Source organism: Microbacterium sp. (assembly GCF_051860965.1).
Taxonomy (GTDB): domain Bacteria; phylum Actinomycetota; class Actinomycetes; order Actinomycetales; family Microbacteriaceae; genus Microbacterium.
Genome location: NZ_JBIMKU010000010.1, coordinates 56,158 through 72,230, shown reverse-complemented (window position 1 = coordinate 72,230; position 16,073 = coordinate 56,158). Strand labels below are relative to the sequence as shown.

General features: G+C 70.3%; 19 protein-coding genes. 8 read left to right on the top strand and 11 right to left on the bottom strand.

Annotation, left to right across the window (positions count from 1 at the left end):
- Positions 1 to 47: 47 nt before the first annotated feature.
- From dapA to ACTIFV_RS17355, 4 genes are read right to left on the bottom strand one after another with little or no spacing between them, the layout of a single operon-like run.
- Entirely contained in the window at positions 48 to 1,025 is a 978-nt protein-coding gene (dapA, locus tag ACTIFV_RS17370; RefSeq protein WP_439594062.1) for a 4-hydroxy-tetrahydrodipicolinate synthase, read from the bottom strand.
- A gap of 35 nt (positions 1,026 to 1,060) precedes the next feature.
- Positions 1,061 to 1,825 (bottom strand): SDR family NAD(P)-dependent oxidoreductase, encoded by a 765-nt coding sequence (locus tag ACTIFV_RS17365; protein ID WP_439594061.1) that lies wholly within the window; start codon positions 1,823 to 1,825, stop codon positions 1,061 to 1,063.
- Between the two features lie 10 nt (positions 1,826 to 1,835).
- A complete protein-coding gene (locus ACTIFV_RS17360) occupies positions 1,836 to 2,321 on the bottom strand; it encodes a dihydrofolate reductase (RefSeq protein WP_439594060.1) in 486 nt (161 codons plus the stop codon).
- The gene (locus ACTIFV_RS17355) at positions 2,318 to 3,127 is read right to left on the bottom strand and encodes a thymidylate synthase (protein WP_439594059.1); all 810 of its coding nucleotides are present in this window, start codon (positions 3,125 to 3,127) and stop codon (positions 2,318 to 2,320) included. The genes ACTIFV_RS17360 and ACTIFV_RS17355 overlap by 4 nt, the downstream gene beginning before the upstream one ends.
- 107 nt (positions 3,128 to 3,234) lie before the next feature.
- On the opposite strand from ACTIFV_RS17355, the gene ACTIFV_RS17350 reads away from it, so the two are divergent.
- The 4 genes from ACTIFV_RS17350 (at position 3,235) to ACTIFV_RS17335 (ending at position 5,616) form a co-directional block, all read left to right on the top strand.
- On the top strand, positions 3,235 to 3,672 hold the full coding sequence (locus ACTIFV_RS17350) for a TlpA family protein disulfide reductase (RefSeq protein WP_439594058.1): 438 nt from the start codon (positions 3,235 to 3,237) through the stop codon (positions 3,670 to 3,672).
- Positions 3,665 to 4,201, top strand: a complete 537-nt coding sequence (locus ACTIFV_RS17345) for a DUF4395 domain-containing protein (RefSeq protein WP_439594057.1) — start codon at positions 3,665 to 3,667, stop codon at positions 4,199 to 4,201. Before ACTIFV_RS17350 ends, ACTIFV_RS17345 begins: the two co-directional genes overlap by 8 nt.
- A 94-nt stretch (positions 4,202 to 4,295) precedes the next feature.
- On the top strand, positions 4,296 to 4,721 hold the full coding sequence (locus ACTIFV_RS17340; RefSeq protein ID WP_439594056.1) for an OsmC family peroxiredoxin: 426 nt from the start codon (positions 4,296 to 4,298) through the stop codon (positions 4,719 to 4,721).
- Positions 4,714 to 5,616, top strand: a complete 903-nt coding sequence (locus ACTIFV_RS17335) for a TIGR01777 family oxidoreductase (protein WP_439594055.1) — start codon at positions 4,714 to 4,716, stop codon at positions 5,614 to 5,616. Before ACTIFV_RS17340 ends, ACTIFV_RS17335 begins: the two co-directional genes overlap by 8 nt.
- Here the strand turns inward: ACTIFV_RS17335 and ACTIFV_RS17330 are convergent.
- A complete protein-coding gene (locus ACTIFV_RS17330; protein ID WP_439594054.1) occupies positions 5,613 to 6,062 on the bottom strand; it encodes a hypothetical protein in 450 nt (149 codons plus the stop codon). The genes ACTIFV_RS17335 and ACTIFV_RS17330 overlap by 4 nt on opposite strands.
- Positions 6,059 to 6,871 carry a 4-hydroxy-tetrahydrodipicolinate reductase gene (locus tag ACTIFV_RS17325; protein WP_439594053.1) on the bottom strand — a complete coding sequence of 271 codons (813 nt, stop codon included), beginning with the start codon at positions 6,869 to 6,871 and terminating at the stop codon, positions 6,059 to 6,061. The genes ACTIFV_RS17330 and ACTIFV_RS17325 overlap by 4 nt, the downstream gene beginning before the upstream one ends.
- 43 nt (positions 6,872 to 6,914) lie before the next feature.
- Here ACTIFV_RS17325 and ACTIFV_RS17320 point away from each other — a divergent pair, with 43 nt between their 5' ends.
- Entirely contained in the window at positions 6,915 to 7,379 is a 465-nt protein-coding gene (locus ACTIFV_RS17320) for a GNAT family N-acetyltransferase (protein ID WP_439594052.1), read from the top strand.
- On the opposite strand, the gene ACTIFV_RS17315 is transcribed toward ACTIFV_RS17320, so the two are convergent.
- Complete coding sequence (locus ACTIFV_RS17315) at positions 7,376 to 7,858, bottom strand: ATP-dependent zinc protease family protein (protein ID WP_439594051.1); 483 nt, start codon at positions 7,856 to 7,858, stop codon at positions 7,376 to 7,378. The two genes, ACTIFV_RS17320 and ACTIFV_RS17315, sit on opposite strands and share 4 nt — an antisense overlap.
- Positions 7,859 to 7,883: 25 nt before the next feature.
- Here ACTIFV_RS17315 and ACTIFV_RS17310 point away from each other — a divergent pair, with 25 nt between their 5' ends.
- Complete coding sequence (locus tag ACTIFV_RS17310; protein ID WP_439594050.1) at positions 7,884 to 9,092, top strand: RimK family alpha-L-glutamate ligase; 1,209 nt, start codon at positions 7,884 to 7,886, stop codon at positions 9,090 to 9,092.
- Here the strand turns inward: ACTIFV_RS17310 and ACTIFV_RS17305 are convergent.
- The 3 genes from ACTIFV_RS17305 to ACTIFV_RS17295 form a co-directional block, all read right to left on the bottom strand.
- Positions 9,080 to 9,682 (bottom strand): histidine phosphatase family protein, encoded by a 603-nt coding sequence (locus ACTIFV_RS17305; protein ID WP_439594049.1) that lies wholly within the window; start codon positions 9,680 to 9,682, stop codon positions 9,080 to 9,082. The genes ACTIFV_RS17310 and ACTIFV_RS17305 overlap by 13 nt on opposite strands.
- Positions 9,683 to 9,769: 87 nt before the next feature.
- On the bottom strand, positions 9,770 to 10,801 hold the full coding sequence (locus tag ACTIFV_RS17300) for an aldo/keto reductase (RefSeq protein ID WP_439594048.1): 1,032 nt from the start codon (positions 10,799 to 10,801) through the stop codon (positions 9,770 to 9,772).
- A gap of 251 nt (positions 10,802 to 11,052) precedes the next feature.
- The gene (locus tag ACTIFV_RS17295; RefSeq protein ID WP_439594047.1) at positions 11,053 to 13,344 is read right to left on the bottom strand and encodes a polyribonucleotide nucleotidyltransferase; all 2,292 of its coding nucleotides are present in this window, start codon (positions 13,342 to 13,344) and stop codon (positions 11,053 to 11,055) included.
- Between the two features lie 311 nt (positions 13,345 to 13,655).
- On the opposite strand from ACTIFV_RS17295, the gene ACTIFV_RS17290 reads away from it, so the two are divergent.
- Positions 13,656 to 13,832 (top strand): DUF5302 domain-containing protein, encoded by a 177-nt coding sequence (locus ACTIFV_RS17290; protein WP_439594046.1) that lies wholly within the window; start codon positions 13,656 to 13,658, stop codon positions 13,830 to 13,832.
- A gap of 12 nt (positions 13,833 to 13,844) precedes the next feature.
- Positions 13,845 to 13,979, top strand: a complete 135-nt coding sequence (locus ACTIFV_RS17285; RefSeq protein ID WP_439594045.1) for a hypothetical protein — start codon at positions 13,845 to 13,847, stop codon at positions 13,977 to 13,979.
- A 3-nt stretch (positions 13,980 to 13,982) separates the two neighbouring features.
- On the opposite strand, the gene ACTIFV_RS17280 is transcribed toward ACTIFV_RS17285, so the two are convergent.
- Positions 13,983 to 15,950, bottom strand: coding sequence for a glycosyltransferase (locus tag ACTIFV_RS17280; RefSeq protein ID WP_439594044.1), 1,968 nt, complete (start codon positions 15,948 to 15,950; stop codon positions 13,983 to 13,985).
- Positions 15,951 to 16,073: the final 123 nt, after the last annotated feature.

Below are 16,073 nucleotides of genomic sequence, written 5' to 3'. Positions count from 1 at the left end.
CTAGTGGATGCCGCGGCATCCGTCTTCTGGTCGCTCGTGCGACCGTGTTATCGCGTGGTGCCCGAGACCTTCGGCAGGGCGCCGCCGGCGGCGGCGTTGCGGTCGGGGCGGAAGTTGGAGAAGTCGGCGCCGGCAACGCCCGTGACGAGGGCGAGCTCGTCCTCGATCTTGGCGGCCTCCCACTCTTCTGGTCCGACGAGGGGCAGGCGCACGCGCGGGCTGCCGATGCGCCCGAGACCGTGGAGGATGTACTTCGCGCTGACCGTGCCCGGAACGTGGGTCATCACGGCGCGCACGAGCGGCTCGAGCTGCCGGTGCGCCGCCGTCGCCGTCTTCAGGTCGCCCGCGTTGACGGCATCGACGATCGCGCGATAGGGCGCGGGAGCGATGTTGGCCGTCACGCCGATGAGGCCGGACGCTCCGATCGAGAGGTGCGGCAGCACGTTCGCGTCGTCGCCGGAGAAGTACAGCAGGTCGGTCTGGTTGAGTACGCGGCTCACTTCGCTGAAGTCGCCCTTGGCGTCCTTGATCGCGAGGATGTTCGGATGCTTCGCGAGGCGCAGGATCGTCTCGTACTTGATCGGCACCCCGGTGCGACCGGGGATGTCGTAGAGGATGACGGGCAGGTCGGTGGCGTCGGCGACGAGCCGGAAATGGGTCAGGATGCCCGCCTGCGTCGGCTTGTTGTAGTACGGCGTCACGATCATGATGCCGTCGGCGCCCGCGCGCTCGCTCGCCTTGTAGAGCTCGATCGCGTGGGCCGTCTCGTTCGAGCCGCCGCCCGTGATGATCTTGGCGCGGCCGGCCGCGACATCCTTTCCCGTCTCGACGAGGCGGATCTTCTCGGCGTCGGTGAGCGTCGAGGTCTCGCCCGTCGTGCCGGTCACGACGATGCCGTCTGCCCCCGCCGTGATGACGTCGTCGATGTGCTTCTCGACCGCGGGCCAGTCCACTTCGCCGTCGGCCGCCATCGGGGTGACGAGCGCGACGAGAACCTGTCCGAAGGGGTTTCCCGAATGCGTCATGCGTCCAGGCTAGCGGGATGCCGCGCTCCGCCCGACTACTTGCGACCCGCCTGGCCCGCACGCGCGGCGAGATTCGCGGGCGCGAAGCGCGAGGCGGCGACGATGAGCTTGTAGCGCAGGGAGGGGATCGACACGGCGCGGCCGCGCGCGGCATCCCGCAGCGACTCCTTGACGACGTCGGGCGCGTCGAGCCACATCCAGTCGGCGACGCCCTCCTGTCCCGGCGGGAGTCCGGCGCGCTCGTGGAAGTTCGTGTGCGTGAACCCCGGGCAGACGGCGGTCACCGTGACGCCCTTCGGCCCGTAGCGTCCGTTGGCCCAGCGACTGAAGCTCACGATCGCGCCCTTGACGGCACCGTACGTGGAGCGCGGGATGAACGCCGCCACCGAGGCGACGTTGATGATGCGGCCCTTGCCGCGCTCGATCATGACGGGAAGGACGGCGTGCATGAGCCGCAGCGGCACCTCGACATGGAGATCGAGGTGGCGGATCTCGTCGTCGATGTCGTTGTGCTCGAACGCGAGCGCGAGCCCGTGACCGGCGTTGTTGACGAGGATGTCGATAGGACGGGATGCATCGGCCAGCCGCGCCACGACCTTGTCGCGCTGTCGGTGCTTGAGCAGGTCGGCGGCGAGCACCTCGACGTCGACGTGGTGCTGGGTGTGCAGACTCGCGGCGAGCGTCTGGAGGGCGTCGCGGTCGCGCGCGACGAGCACGAGGTCGGCGCCGCGCGCCGCGAGCTGGCGCGCGTACTCGGCGCCGAGGCCGGAGCTCGCGCCCGTGATCAGAGCGGTGGGCATGCGCAGAAGCCTACGGCGCGGGCTCGAGACGGAGGAAGCGGTAGCGGACGCCGGTGCGGGACGGCATCCACTCCCCCTCGTCGGACACGACCCAACCGGCACGGGACGGCGCGAACGTGTCGCCGTCGACATCGAGGTCGAGCTCGGTCACCTCGAGCAGGTCGGCGCGGGCGATGGCCTCGCGGAAGAGCGCACCGCCGCCGATGACCCAGACGCGGTCGTCGCCGGCGAGCGCGAGAGCCTCGTCGAGGGATGCCGCGCTCTCCGCGCCGTCGGCGGACCACTCGGCGTTGCGGGTCACGACGATGTTCCGCCGGCCGGGAAGAGGCCGGAAGCGATCGGGGAACGACTCCCACGTGCGGCGACCCATCACGACGGGCGAGCCGATCGTGACCGCTTTGAAGTGCGCGAGGTCTTCGGGCACGTGCCACGGCATCCCGCCGTCGGCGCCGATGACCCCGCCACGGCCCTCGGCCCAGACCAGCCCGATCGTCATACCGCGACGGCGCCGCGGATCGCGGGGTGGTGCTGGTAGTCCTCGACGATGAAGTCGTCGTACCGGTAGTCGAAGACCGAGTCGGGCTTGCGGGCGAAGCGGAGTGACGGGTACGGGTACGGATCGCGGGTCAGCTGCTCGCGCACCTGCTCGAGGTGGTTGTCGTAGATGTGGCAGTCGCCGCCCGTCCACACGAAGTCGCCGGGTTCGAGACCGACCTGCTGCGCGATCATCATCGTGAGCAGGGCGTACGAGGCGATGTTGAAGGGCACGCCGAGGAAGAGGTCGGCGCTGCGCTGGTAGAGCTGGCACGACAGCTTGCCGTCGGCGACGTAGAACTGGAAGAGCGCGTGGCACGGAGCGAGCGCCATGTCGGGGATGTCCGCGGGGTTCCACGCCGACACGATGAGTCGTCGCGAGTCGGGGTTCGAGCGGATCTGCTCGATCACCTGCGAGATCTGGTCGATGCCCTCGCCGCCGGGCGACGGCCACGAGCGCCACTGGACGCCGTACACGGGACCGAGCTCACCCGCGGCATCCGCCCACTCGTCCCAGATCGTGACGCCGTTCTCCTGCAGCCACGCGACGTTCGACTCGCCCCGCAGGAACCACAGCAGCTCGTACGCGATCGACTTGAAGTGCACGCGCTTCGTGGTGATGAGTGGGAACCCCTGCGCCAGGTCGAAGCGGATCTGGCGCCCGAACGAACTCGTCGTGCCGGTGCCCGTCCGGTCGTCCTTGTGGACCCCGTTCTCGAGCACGTCGCGCAGCAGATCTTCGTACGGAGTCGGGATGCCTGTCGTCACGCACGCCACGATACCCGCGCGGCGGACACGGCGGCCGCGTGACGCGACCGGCGTAACATGACGCCGTCCGGGATCCATTCAGGAGAAATTAGTTATCCTCGACTGTTGTGAACCTCTTCGGCGCCCTGATCGCCATCGCGATCCTCCTCGCGGTGACCGTTTTCGTGGGCGCGTACCTGCGGTGGAGCCAGTCGCGGCCGCAGCGCCACATCCCCCACGAGGTCGTCGACCCGCAGCGACTCGGAGCCGCGTCGCTGGGCGACGTGGCGACGCTGCTCCAGTTCAGCACCGAGACGTGCGCGCGCTGCCCCGGCGTGCACCGCACGCTGACGTCGATCGCCGAGGCCCGCGAAGGCGTCATGCATCTCGACGTCGATCTGACGCACCGCCCCGACATCGCGAAGCACTTCCACGTCCTCCAGACCCCCACGACACTCGTGCTCGACCGCGACGGCGTCGTGCAGACGCGATTCGGCGGCGCTCCCAGCCGCGACGTCATCGAGCTCGAGCTCACCCGACTGACCGGAGTGGCTGCACATGCCTGAGACCCCGGCCGCACCCCGCGGCATCGACCCTCGCGGTCCGCGCTTCGCCGCGGGCATCACGTCGTTCCTCCTGGTCATCGCGCTGTTCCTCGCGCTCACGGGTCTCGGGACGTCGTACGGCATGGACGGCTGGGCGATCCAGTCGGCGACGGTCGCGGAGCGCGCATCCACCCCCGCCTTCCTCCTCCTCGTCGCGATCGCGCTGCTGTTCCTGTGGTCGCTGATCTCTCCCCGCACGCAGCCGTGGAGCGCTCTGTTCCGCACGGTCGTGCAGCCGCGGCTCTCGCCGCCCTCCGAACTCGAGGACCCTCGCCCGCCGCGCTTCGCGCAGGGCGTCGGCTTCTTCGTCGTGACGGTCGGGCTCGTGCTGCAGCTGGTCGGAGTGCCGTGGGCGCTCTCGATCGCGGCGGGCGCCGCGTTCTTCGCGGCGTTCCTCAACGCTGCGTTCGGCATCTGCCTGGGCTGCATGCTCTATCTGCTCCTCCAGCGCATCGGCGTCGTCGGACGAGCGCGGCCTTCGGCCGCCTGAACCGGCTCTGTCAATCCGTCGCGCTCCCCGTGCGCCGCGGTTAGGCTGACCGCGAGGCGCCCGCATCCCGCGTCGCCCGTGCGAGGAGGAACAGATGACCGTCACGAGCGAAGCGAAGACCGCCTGGAAGGGCGCCCTCACCGACGGATCCGGCGAAGTCACCTTCGTGTCGTCGAACCTCGGCACCTTCGACGTGAACTGGAAGGCGCGCAGCGAGGGCTCGGCATCCGTCACCACGCCCGAGGAGCTCATCGCGGCCGCGCATTCGTCGTGCTTCAGCATGGCGCTCTCGCACGCGCTGGGCGAGAACGGGACCCCGCCCGAGTCGATCGACACGACGGCATCCGTCACCTTCAAGCCCGGCACCGGGATCACCGGCAGCCACCTCAACGTGAACGCCGTCGTTCCCGGCCTGTCGGCCGAGGACTTCGAGCGCATCGCGTCCGCAGCCAAGACCGGGTGCCCCGTCTCGCAGGCGCTCGCCGGCATCGAGATCACCCTCGAGGCGACGCTTGCCTGATCCCCGCCGCTTCGTCGTCGCGGGCGCCTCGGGTCTCATCGGCTCCGCGCTCGTCGACAGTCTCCGCGCCGACGGCCACGAGGTGCGCACGCTCGTGCGACGCCCGCCGGCGGCGCCCGACGAGATCGAATGGCTGACGGATGCGACGCCCCTCGATCCCGCGGTGCTCGACGGCGTCGACGCGGTCGTCGGCCTCAACGGCGCGAGCATCGGGAAGTTCCCGTGGACGTCGAAGTACAAGAACACGCTCCTGTGGTCGCGGATCACACCCACGCAGGCGCTCGCCCGGGCGATCCGCGAGCACGGCGCGGAGGCGCCGCACTTCGTCTCCGCCTCGGCGGTCGGCTGGTACGGCAGCGCACCCGGCGTGCGGCTGACAGAGGAGGCACCGCAGGGCGACTCGTTCCTCGCCGACCTCTGCGGCGAGTGGGAGGCCGCCGCCCGCGCCGCGGGCGAGCGCGTCACGACGCTGCGCACGGCGCCGATCGTGCACGAGGACGGTGTCCTCAAGCCGCTGCTGCTGCTCACGAAGCTGGGTGTGAGCGGACCGATCGGTCGCGGCACGCAGGTCTGGCCCTGGATCTCGCTCGACGACGAAGTGCGCGCCATCCGGCACGTGATCGATGAGGGCATCACAGGGCCCGTGAATCTCACCGGACCGACGCGGGCGACCGCGAACGATCTGGGGTTCGCTCTCGCGCGGCGCATGAACAAGCCGTTCGTGCTGCGCGCTCCCGTCTGGGGCATGAAGCTCGTGCTCGGCTCCGACGCGACCGAGGCGATCCTGACGTCCGACATGGACGTCGTGCCGGCGGTGCTCGAGGCATCCGGATTCTCCTTCCGTCACGAGACGGTGGAGGATGCCGTCGCGGCGGCGGTGCCGGCGGCGGACTAGCCTCTGCGCGACGCGCTCTCGAGCCGGATCGCGGTGCGCACGGCCTCGCGCGCGCGGCGCCGGTCGCCCGACGCGTCGTAGGCGAGTCCGAGGCGGTACCAGGCACGCCAGTCATCGGGCGCGGCCTCGACCTGGGCGCGATAGGCGGGGAAGAGGGCGTCGGCGTCTTCGCGCACGACGCGGCCGCTGGGCTTGACCGCGACGTCCTCCTCGGGCAGCCCGCCCTCCGCGCCGAGCCGCTTGCCGAGCTGCTCGGCGCGCACGCCGAACCACAGCTCGCGCCCGAGCGCCCATGTGGCGATGAGCGGCAGCACGATCAGGGCGACGCCCATGCCGACGCCGATGGGGTCTCCGCTGGTCAGCAGCAGTACGGCGCGCTGCCCGACGAGCACGATGTACAGCCCGAGGAGCACCGCCGTGACGGCGACGCCGATGCGGGCGCTCACGATGACGTGACGCGGGCGACCTGCCCCGGGACGTCGCCCTCGGAGACGGGAGCGCCGGAGCGCGTGCCCGGCGTGCGCAGGCCGATGTCGAGGAACGCGTCGAGACCGACGATCACGCCGCGCGCGTCGCGTGCCGCTGCGAGGGCGAGGCGGATGCCGGGGCCGTACGCCGCGGCGGGTTCGATCGTGTCGTGGACGATCGAGAGCGACTCCCCCGCACCCGCGAGGATCGTCTCCTGCCGTGCGATCACACCGGGACGCCGGAGGGAATGGATGGGCACGCTCGCGACCTGCTGACCGCGGGCGCGCTGGTCGACTCGGGGAGACTCGACCGGACCGACGTCGGCACGCGCCGCCGCGATGAGCTCGGCCGTGCGGATCGCGGTGCCGCTCGGCGAGTCGGCCTTGGTCTCGCGGTGCGCCTCGACGATCTCGATCGACGGGAAGAACGGAGCGGCCGCGGCGGCGAGCGCCGAGCCGAGCACCGAGCCGAGCGAGAAGTTCGGGATGAAGACGGCTCCCGTGCCAGCGGCATCCACGAGAGGCCGGACGAGCGCGACGCGCTCGGCGGACCACCCCGACGTGCCGACGAGGACGTTCTGGCCCCGTTCGATCGCAGCCCGCACGACGTCGATCGAGACGGCGGTGGTCGAGGCATCCACGACCAGATCCGCTCCGTCGAGCTCGGACGGGTCGGACCGCGAGGTCAGGATCGCGAAGACCTCGAAGCCGTCCTCGGCCTCGACGACGTCGCGGATGATGCCTCCGAGCTTGCCGGTCCCGCCTACGATGGCCACGCGCGTCGTCATGCCCCCATCCTAGGCGGGGCCATCACGGCCCTACGCTGGACGGATGGCCGCCCTGACCGAGATCCCCGTCGACGATCCCGTCGCACACGAGCTGCTCGCGGAGTACTTCGACTCGCGCGAGATCGGGTTCGCCCACCAGAACGTGGTCTACACCCGGAAGTACCCCGAGGCTGCGGCGTTCGTCTCGCCTGCCGGCGTCTTCCTCGTCGTCCAGGATGACGACGGATTGGCGGTGGGGTGCGGCGGCATCCGCCGGATCGGCGACGGCCGGTACGAGGTCAAGCACCTGTATCTCCGGCCCGCGACGCGTGGTCGCGGGTGGGGGCGGATGCTGCTCGCCGAGCTCGAGCGCCGCGCCGTCGAACTCGGCGCACGCGAGCTCGTGCTCGATACGCACCACTCGCTCGAGGCGGCGGCAGGCCTGTACGCGGCGACCGGGTTCGTCGCGATCGAGCGCTACAACGACAACCCGAACGCGACGCGCTGGTACGGCAAGCCGGTCGGCTAGTCCACGACCCCGCGGTTGAGACGGCGGATCGCCTTCGGTGCGCGGCCCGCGACGAACGAGCGCCTCGAGTCGACGACGAAGCCCTGGCGCAGGGCCTGGCGCCCGATCAGGATGCGGAACCCCATCTTGTCGCGATTGGTCAGCGTGACCTCGGTCGTGACCTCGCGACCCGGCAGGCCGATCCGCATCAGCACGACATAGCGCCGCTGCGAGTGCCCGGAAGAGCTGCGGATGCGACGCACGTCGTGCACCGGAAGCTCCAGGATCGTGCCGTCGCGCACGGAGTGCTGCCACGGGCGCACGCCGCAGCGGACCCAGACCTCGCCGTCGCGCTCGAACTCCTCGATGTCGACCGCGTGGAGGGCCGACGACCGGGCGCCGGTGTCGAGCTTGGCCTTCATCCACTCGATGTTCGCCTCGGGCAGGCTGACCCACTCCCGCCAGCCCACGAGAGTGTTTGAATGGATGCGTTCCGTCACCCCTCGATCCTCCCAGGAATCCGGCATGAAGCTCGCCCTCCTGTCGCGCGCGCCGCGCGCGTACTCCACGCAGCGCCTCAAGGCTGCCGCGCTGCAGCGTGGACACGACGTCCGCATCCTCGACACGCTGCGCTTCGCGATCGACCTCTCGGGCGACGAGCCCGACCTGCAGTACCGCGGTCGTCCGCTCTCGGACTACGACGCCGTGCTCCCGCGGATCGGCAACTCCATCACCTACTTCGGCACGGCCGTCGTGCGTCAGTTCGAGCAGATGGACGTCTACACGCCCAATACCGCGAACGGCATCTCGAACGCGCGCGACAAGCTCCGGGCCACGCAGATCCTCTCGCGCCACAACATCGATATGCCGGCGACGGCATTCGTCCGCAACCGCGCCGACGTGCGGCCCGCGATCGAGCGCGTCGGCGGGGCCCCCGTCGTCATCAAGCTGCTCGAGGGCACGCAGGGCATCGGCGTCATCCTGGCGCCCGAGATCAAGGTCGCCGAGGCGATCATCGAGACGCTCCACTCGACACGGCAGAACGTGCTGATCCAGCGCTTCATCGCCGAGAGCCGCGGCCGCGACATCCGGGCCCTCGTCGTCGGCGACCGCGTCGTGGCCGCCATGCGGCGCAGCGCGCAGGGTGACGAGTTCCGTTCCAACGTGCACCGCGGCGGCTCGGTCGAACCCGTCGAGCTCACACCCGAGTACGAAGAGGCCGCCGTGCGGTCGGCCCAGATCATGGGCCTCAAGGTCGCCGGCGTCGACATGCTCATGGGCTCGGACGGCCCCCTCGTGATGGAGGTCAACTCGTCCCCCGGTCTGCAGGGCATCGAGGCGGCGACGAACCTCGACGTCGCCGGCGCCATCATCGATCACATCGCCAACCAGGTCGGATTCCCCGAGATCGACGTGCGCCAGCGACTGACGGTGTCGACCGGCTACGGCGTGGCGGAGCTCCTCGTCCACGGCGATGCCGACCTGGTCGGGAAGACGCTGGGCGAGTCGGGTCTCTGGGAGCGCGACATCACCGTGCTCACACTCCATCGCGCCACCACGGTCATCCCGAATCCGCGCAAGAACGTCGTGCTCGAGGGCGAGGATCGCCTCCTGTGCTTCGGCAAGCTCGAGGAGATGCGCTCGATGATCCCGCAGCGGCGACGCCGTCGGCAGAAGGTGCGCAAGCTCCCGAAGGAGCCGATTCCGGTCGACGCTCCGGATCAGACCGGGTAGTCGTCGGGCAGGCCCGTCCGCAGCTCGACCGGCAGATGCGCGAGGTCGTTGTGCGAGACCAGCGTCCACGGGCGCCCCTGCTTCTGAGCGAGCACCGTCAGCCCGCAGTGCGCCTGATTGAGCGTCATCCATCGCCAATCGGGAGCCTGGAGCACTTCGCGCACGAACCAGCCGATCACGAAGTTGTGGGTGATGATGAGGTCGTGCACCTCGCCGCTCTTGCGCACGAGGAACTCCGAGACGGCGTCGGCCATCTGCGCGCGACCCGCCTCGACCTCGGCCCCGGTCACCGAGCCGAAGAACGGCTCGAACACGGCCGGCGTCTCATCGGTCATGCCCGTCGGCACGCAGTCGAACAGCAGCGCCGAGGGCTGGGGCGAGGCCGACGGCATGCGTTCCGCGACGGCCTCAGCCGTCTGGGCGGCGCGCATGAGGGGCGAGTGCCAGACGGCGTCGAAGGCGACACCCGAGAGGCGATCGGCGAGCAGTGAGGCCTGGCGTCGGCCGCGCGGCGACAGAGGGCCATCGGTCAAGCCGTACTCGGCGTCCTGATGCTCTCCATGGCGCACGAGGTAGATGTAATGCGTCACGCAGCTCGCTTCGTCGGGGGGCGTACGCCCGATCGGGGCGTCCTTCCACCATACGTCACACCGGCGACAGGTCGACCGGAGGGCGACTCACTCCGACGCGCGCGCGATGTCGGCGAGCTGGCCGCGGCTGAGCCGCACGCCGACGCCCTGCACGAGCTCCTCGACGTGATCGGGCGCGTAGGCGTTGACGATCGGAGCTGTCACGAGCTTCTGCGCGAGCAGCCACGCGACGGCGACCGCGGCATCCGGAACACCCAGCTCTGCGCCGACCGCGTCGAGAGCCCGCAGGGTGCGGCTGCCGCGGCGGTTGAGGTTCGCCGCGATCTGCGCACCGCGCACCGACAGGGTCGAGCGCGCCCGCGAGCGGTGACGCCCCGCGAGGAAGCCATGCTCGAGCGCGTGCGACGGGGTCACGGCGATGCCCTGGGCGCCGACGACGAGCCTGAGATCGGGGTCGAACTCGTGCCGGCGCACGACGTTGAACGGCACGTCGAGCACCGTGATGCGCGGGTAGCCGGCCGATGAGAAGATGCGCGCCTCGACGAGCTGCGCGGCCGTGTAGCCGACGGCGCCGATCGCGCGGGCCTTGCCCGTCTCGACCAGCCACTCGGCGGTCGCGAGGGTGTCTTCGAGAGCTGTCGCGCGGTCGGCGGTCGCGTCGAGGTACAGCACGTCGATGCGGTCGGTACGGAGGCGGGTGAGGGATGCCTCGACCGCGCGCACGAGGTTGACCGAGTCGAGCCCGGGGTTGTCGGCGTGCCCGCCCACCCGGACCCCGAGGACGATGTCGTCGCGGAGGCCGCGCGAATGGAGCCACTGGCCGATGATGTGCTCGCTGCGGCCGCCCGAGTAGCGATCGGCGGTGTGCACCGCATTGCCGCCGAGCTCGACGTAGGAGTCGAGGATCTCGTGGCTGGATTCGAGATCGACGTTCCAGCCGAACTCGGCGCCGCCGAGGATGAGGGGGAAGACCGCCGGACCGCCCTCACCGAGCGGAACGCGCAGGCCCTCGCCGACGCCGGGGCCCTGGACGGGGATCGGTGCGGAGGGGTGGACGGCGGGGACACGCTCGGGAGCGCTCTTCGAGGAGACGGCCGCGCCGACGCCGAAAACGCTCATGTCCCACCCCCTCACGACGATCCGTCAGCGGAATCCTCGTGACCACTTTTCACCCGAGCCCCCCGGCGCGGTAGTTAGAGAGTAGGGCAGGGCGCGGACACTTCCGTGCAATGAGTCGTACGGGCGGTAAACATTGCATAACGCTTTCGTCACAGAAGCGCTATCATGTCGCGCCTGTCCTCCGAACGGTGGACAGACGACGGATGCCCGCCCCTCGCGAGAGGAACGGGCATCCGATCGAGTGCGGAGGATCAGCCCTCGGCGGGAGCGTCTCCGGGACCCTCGCTCGCCGCTGCCGAACCCTGCGTGTCGGCCTCGTCGATCACGGGCTCGAGCGACAGCTTGCCGCGGTCGTCGATCTTCGTGATCTTCACGAGGATCTTCTGGCCCACTCCGAGGACGTCCTCGACGTTCTCGACGCGCTTGCCGCCGGCGAGCTTGCGGACCTCGCTGACGTGCAGCAGTCCGTCCTTGCCGGGCAGGAGCGAGACGAACGCGCCGAACGTCGCGATCTTGACGACGGTTCCGAGGAACTGCTCGCCGATCTCGGGGTTGGTCGGGTTGGCGATCGCGTTGACCTGGGCACGGGCGGCCTCGGCCGACGGGCCGTCGGTCGCGCCGATGTAGACGGTGCCGTCCTCCTCGATGGAGATCTGCGCGCCGGTCTCGTCCTGGATCGCGTTGATCGTCTTGCCCTTGGGTCCGATGAGCTCGCCGATCTTGTCGACCGGGATCTGGACGCTGATGACGCGCGGCGCGGTCGGCGCCATCTCGTCGGGACCGTCGATCGCCTGGTTCAGGACGTCGAGGATCGTGAGGCGCGCCTCACGGGCCTGCTGCAGCGCGGCGGTGAGGACCGACGACGGGATGCCGTCGAGCTTCGTGTCGAGCTGGATCGCCGTGACGAACTCGCTCGTGCCGGCGACCTTGAAGTCCATGTCGCCCAGCGCGTCCTCGGCGCCGAGGATGTCGGTCAGCGCGGCGTAGCGCGTCTGGCCGTCGACCTCGTCCGAGACGAGACCCATCGCGATGCCGGCGACGGGAGCGCGCAGCGGCACACCCGCGTTGAGCAGCGAGAGGGTCGAGGCGCACACCGAGCCCATCGACGTCGAGCCGTTGGAGCCGAGAGCCTCGGACACCTGGCGGATCGCGTAGGGGAACTCCTCGCGGCTGGGCAGCACCGGCACGAGCGCGCGCTCGGCGAGGAAGCCGTGCCCGATCTCGCGACGCTTCGGGCTGCCGACACGGCCGGTCTCACCGGTCGAGTAGGGCGGGAAGTTGTAGTGGTGCATGTAGCGCTTGTGCGTGACGGGCGACAGCGAGTCGATCTGCTGCTCCATCTTGAGCATGTTGAGCGTCGTGACACCGAGGATCTGCGTCTCGCCGCGCTGGAAGATCGCCGAGCCGTGGACGCGCGGGATGACCTGCACCTCGGCGTCGAGCGGACGGATGTCGGCGAGGCCGCGACCGTCCATGCGCACACCCTCGGCGAGGATGCGTCCTCGCACGATCGTCTTCGTGACCGACTTGTAGGCGGCGGAGAACTCGAGCGTCGCGACGGCGGGGAGCTCCCCTGCCTCGACGGCCGCGAGCAGCTGCGCCTTGACGTCGTCCTTGATGACGTCGTCGGCGTTCTGGCGCTCCTGCTTGTCGGCGATCTGGTAGACCGGCACGAGGCGGTCGTACGCGCGGCCGGCCACGAAGTCGTAGACCTCCTGGCTGTACGCGGGGAAGACCGGGAACTCCTTGATCTCCTTCGCGGCGGTGTTCGCCACGACGTTCTGCGCTGCGACGAGCTCCTTGATGAAGGGCTTCGAGGCCTCGAGGCCTTCGGCCACGACCTGCTCGTTGGGCTTGACGGCGCCGCCCTTGATGAGGTTCCAGGAACCCTCGGTCGCCTCGGCCTCGACCATCATGATCGCGACATCTTCGTTGCCGTCGGCATCGGTGATGACGCGACCCGCGACGATGAGGTCGAAAACGGCCTCTTCGAGCTGGGTGACGGTCGGGAAGGCGATCCACTGGTCGGCGTTCTCGCCGTGACCCGGGATGAGCGCGAGGCGCACCCCGGCGATCGGGCCCGAGAACGGCAGACCCGAGATCTGCGTCGAGAGCGATGCCGCGTTGATCGCGAGCGCGTCATAGAACTCGCCCGGCGCGATCGACAGGACGGTGACGACGATCTGGACCTCGTTGCGGAGGCCGTCGACGAACGACGGGCGCAGCGGGCGGTCGATCAGTCGGCACACCAGGATGGCCTCGGTCGAGGGACGGCCCTCACGACGGAAGAACGAGCCCGGGATCTTGCCCGCGGCGTACGAGCGCTCTTCGACGTCGACGGTCAGCGGGAAGAAGTCGAAGCCTTCACGCGGGTGCTTGCCGGCGCTGGTGGCCGAGAGGAGCATCGTCTCTTCGTCGAGGTACGCGGCGACGGCTCCCTGAGCCTGCTGCGCGAGACGGCCGGTTTCGAACCGGATGGTACGGGTGCCGAAGCGGCCGTTGTCGAGAACGGCTTCAGCGGCGGTGATTTCAGGACCTTCCAAGAGGTCTCTCCTTCTTTGTTTTGTCTCGCCCGCCCGTGTGGCGCGCGAGATCGTACGAAGGAGCAGGAACAGGCAGATTTCAGCACGCCACGTCGATGCGCTTGCGCTGGTCACCAGTGGAAGGCTCCCAGACGTCGATGGCGAGATCGACGGCTGGGAGACCACCACAGGAGACCAGCATCCTGCCGGCCTGCTCCCTGAGCTCATGTTGAGTTGAGCGGATGCCCGAAGGCAACCCGCACAAGCCTACCAGCGCGGCCCGCGAGACCCTATTGCTGGCCGCATGCGCGGAGCCTGCGTAGGCTTGCACCATGAGCACCGACGACAAGACCGCCGCCTCCGAGGAGATGAAGCGCAAGTTCAAGGAGGCGCTCGACAAGAAGAACGCGCAGCACCGCGAAGGCGAAGCGCACCTCGACGGCGACTCCCCCGTCCACGGCACGCACGGTGCCGTCACGAAGCGCGAGTTCCGCCGCAAGAGCGGCTAGGAGGCATCCATCATGGTGTTCGACCCGACCTTCCACGAGATCGCCGATGAGGCCGATGCGCTTCCCGACCTCGACGGCTCCGGCGCCCAGGGCGAGCCTCTCGACGGCGACGTCGAGGCCGACGACCTCGAGCCGATCGGCGAGTAGACCTCATCCGGGGGCGGTGATCCCGACGGAGTCGCCCCGGCGGATCACGACGTAGTCGTCGTGCTTCGGCACCCGGCCGTCGCCCGCCGTGCGCCCGCGCACACGTCTCCAGAGCCACGGCAGCGCGTCGCGCGTGAGCCAGCGTCCGGCCATCGGCGGGTCGTCGTCGATGTGGAGCGCGGCGTCGAGCGCGCCGAGGGCCTCGGCATCCGGCATCCCGAGCACGTCCGCCGCGCGGTAGCCCAGGAACCGGTGCCCGCGCGAGCGGAGGTGCACCTTGTCATCGGCCCACATGTCGAGGGCGCTGATCCCGGGGTGCGCCTCCAGGTCGAGCAGCAGGGCACCGTGGACGGCGGCGATCCGACGCAGCTCCGACGCGTAGGCGGCGAACCGCCGGGCGAAGAGGCGCGCCGAGATGCGGCGCGGCAGGAAGGGCGTGACCAGGAGCACGTCGATCCCGGAGGAGCGGAGGAGGGCGACGGATGCCTCGAGCTCGGCCGCGAGGAGGACCGGATCGGCCGCCCAGCCCACGAGGTCGTTCGCCCCGATGAGGATCGAAACGAGATCGGGCTTGAGCGCGAGCGCCCGTGCGACCTGCCCCGACGTGAGATCGCGCACCCGGCGACTGCGGACGGCGAGATTGGCGTAGCGCAGCTCTCCCCCGCCCGAGCCCGCGTGGGCGAGCAGCTGCGCGAGACGATCGGCCCAGCCGCGGTACGCGCCGTCGGTCGAGCGCGACGTGTCGCAGAGCCCTTCGGTGAGCGAGTCGCCGAGCGCGACGAAGCGACGCCAGTGCGGTGCCGTCGCGGAGGTCTCGGGCCGCTCCGGCCGCGTCGCGGAGCGGGCGAGCAGCGCATCGTCGAGGGGGCGCAGCATCCGCGCCTCCTCGTAGTGCGCCACGAGATCGCGGCACAGTGCCTCCCACGTGCGGCCGCGCACTCCCTCGCGCGCCGACACGGCGAAGGCGCGTCGCTTGGCCGTGTCGCCGACGAGGTCGGCGACGCGCGCGCGCAGATCGCCCAGATCGCCCGGTCGGTAGAGCCAGCCGTCGACGCTCGAGCGGACGAGGTCGACCGGTCCGCCGGTGCCGGTCGCGACGACGGGGACGCCGCTCGCGAGGGCCTCCTGGATCGTCTGGCCGAACGTCTCGGACTCGCCGGGGTGCACGAAGACGTCGAAGCTCGCGACCGCCTCGGCGAGCGCGACGCCCGACTGATGGCCGAGGAAGACGGCCCGCGGCAGTGCGGACTCGAGCGCGGTGCGCGCGGGCCCGTCGCCGACGATGACGAGGCGCACGCCGGGCAGATCGTGCAGCGCCGCGAGGTCGGCGACCTGCTTCTCGGGCGCGAGGCGTCCGACGTAGCCGACGATCGTCTCGCCCGGCGCGACCCTGCGTCGCCAGGCCTCGCTCCGCCGCGACGGAGCGAAGCGCTCGGCATCCACTCCCCTGGCCCACCGCCGGAGACGATCGACCCCGAGCCCGTCGAGCTGCGCGAGGGAAGCGGTCGACGGCGCGAGCGTGAGGGTCGAGCGGCGATGGAGCCGCGCGACGTGCGACTCCACGAGAGCGGTGGCGCGCGGCATCCCGTACTTCCGGGCGTACGCGACGATGTCGGTCTGATACACCGCCACGGCGGGCACCTTGAGCGCGTCGGCGGCCGCGAGCCCCTGCCAGCCGAGCACGAACGGCGACGCGAGGTGCACGACGTCGGGGTCGAACGCCCGCAGGATCGCGGCGAGGCGCGCGGCGCGCGCGAACACGATCCGCACTTCGGGATAGCTCGGCAGGGGCACCGAGCGCAGCAGCGCCGTCTGCGCACCGTGCAGGTCGCTCGACACCTCTCCGGATCGGGGGGCGATCACGAGGGTCTCGTGCCCCTGAGCGGCGAGCTGCTTCAGGACGTGGAGGACGGAACCCGTCACTCCGTTCATGTGCGGCAGGAAGGACTCGGCGAGAATCGCGACTCTCATGCGTCCAGGGTGGGTGATCCGCGGGCTCGGGATGCCACGGATCGCGCCCTCCCGCGGAGTGTTCACCGGATGCTCCGACACCTGTCACCGGCCGCGATCGCCGTTGGTCCGGCGTTCACCCGC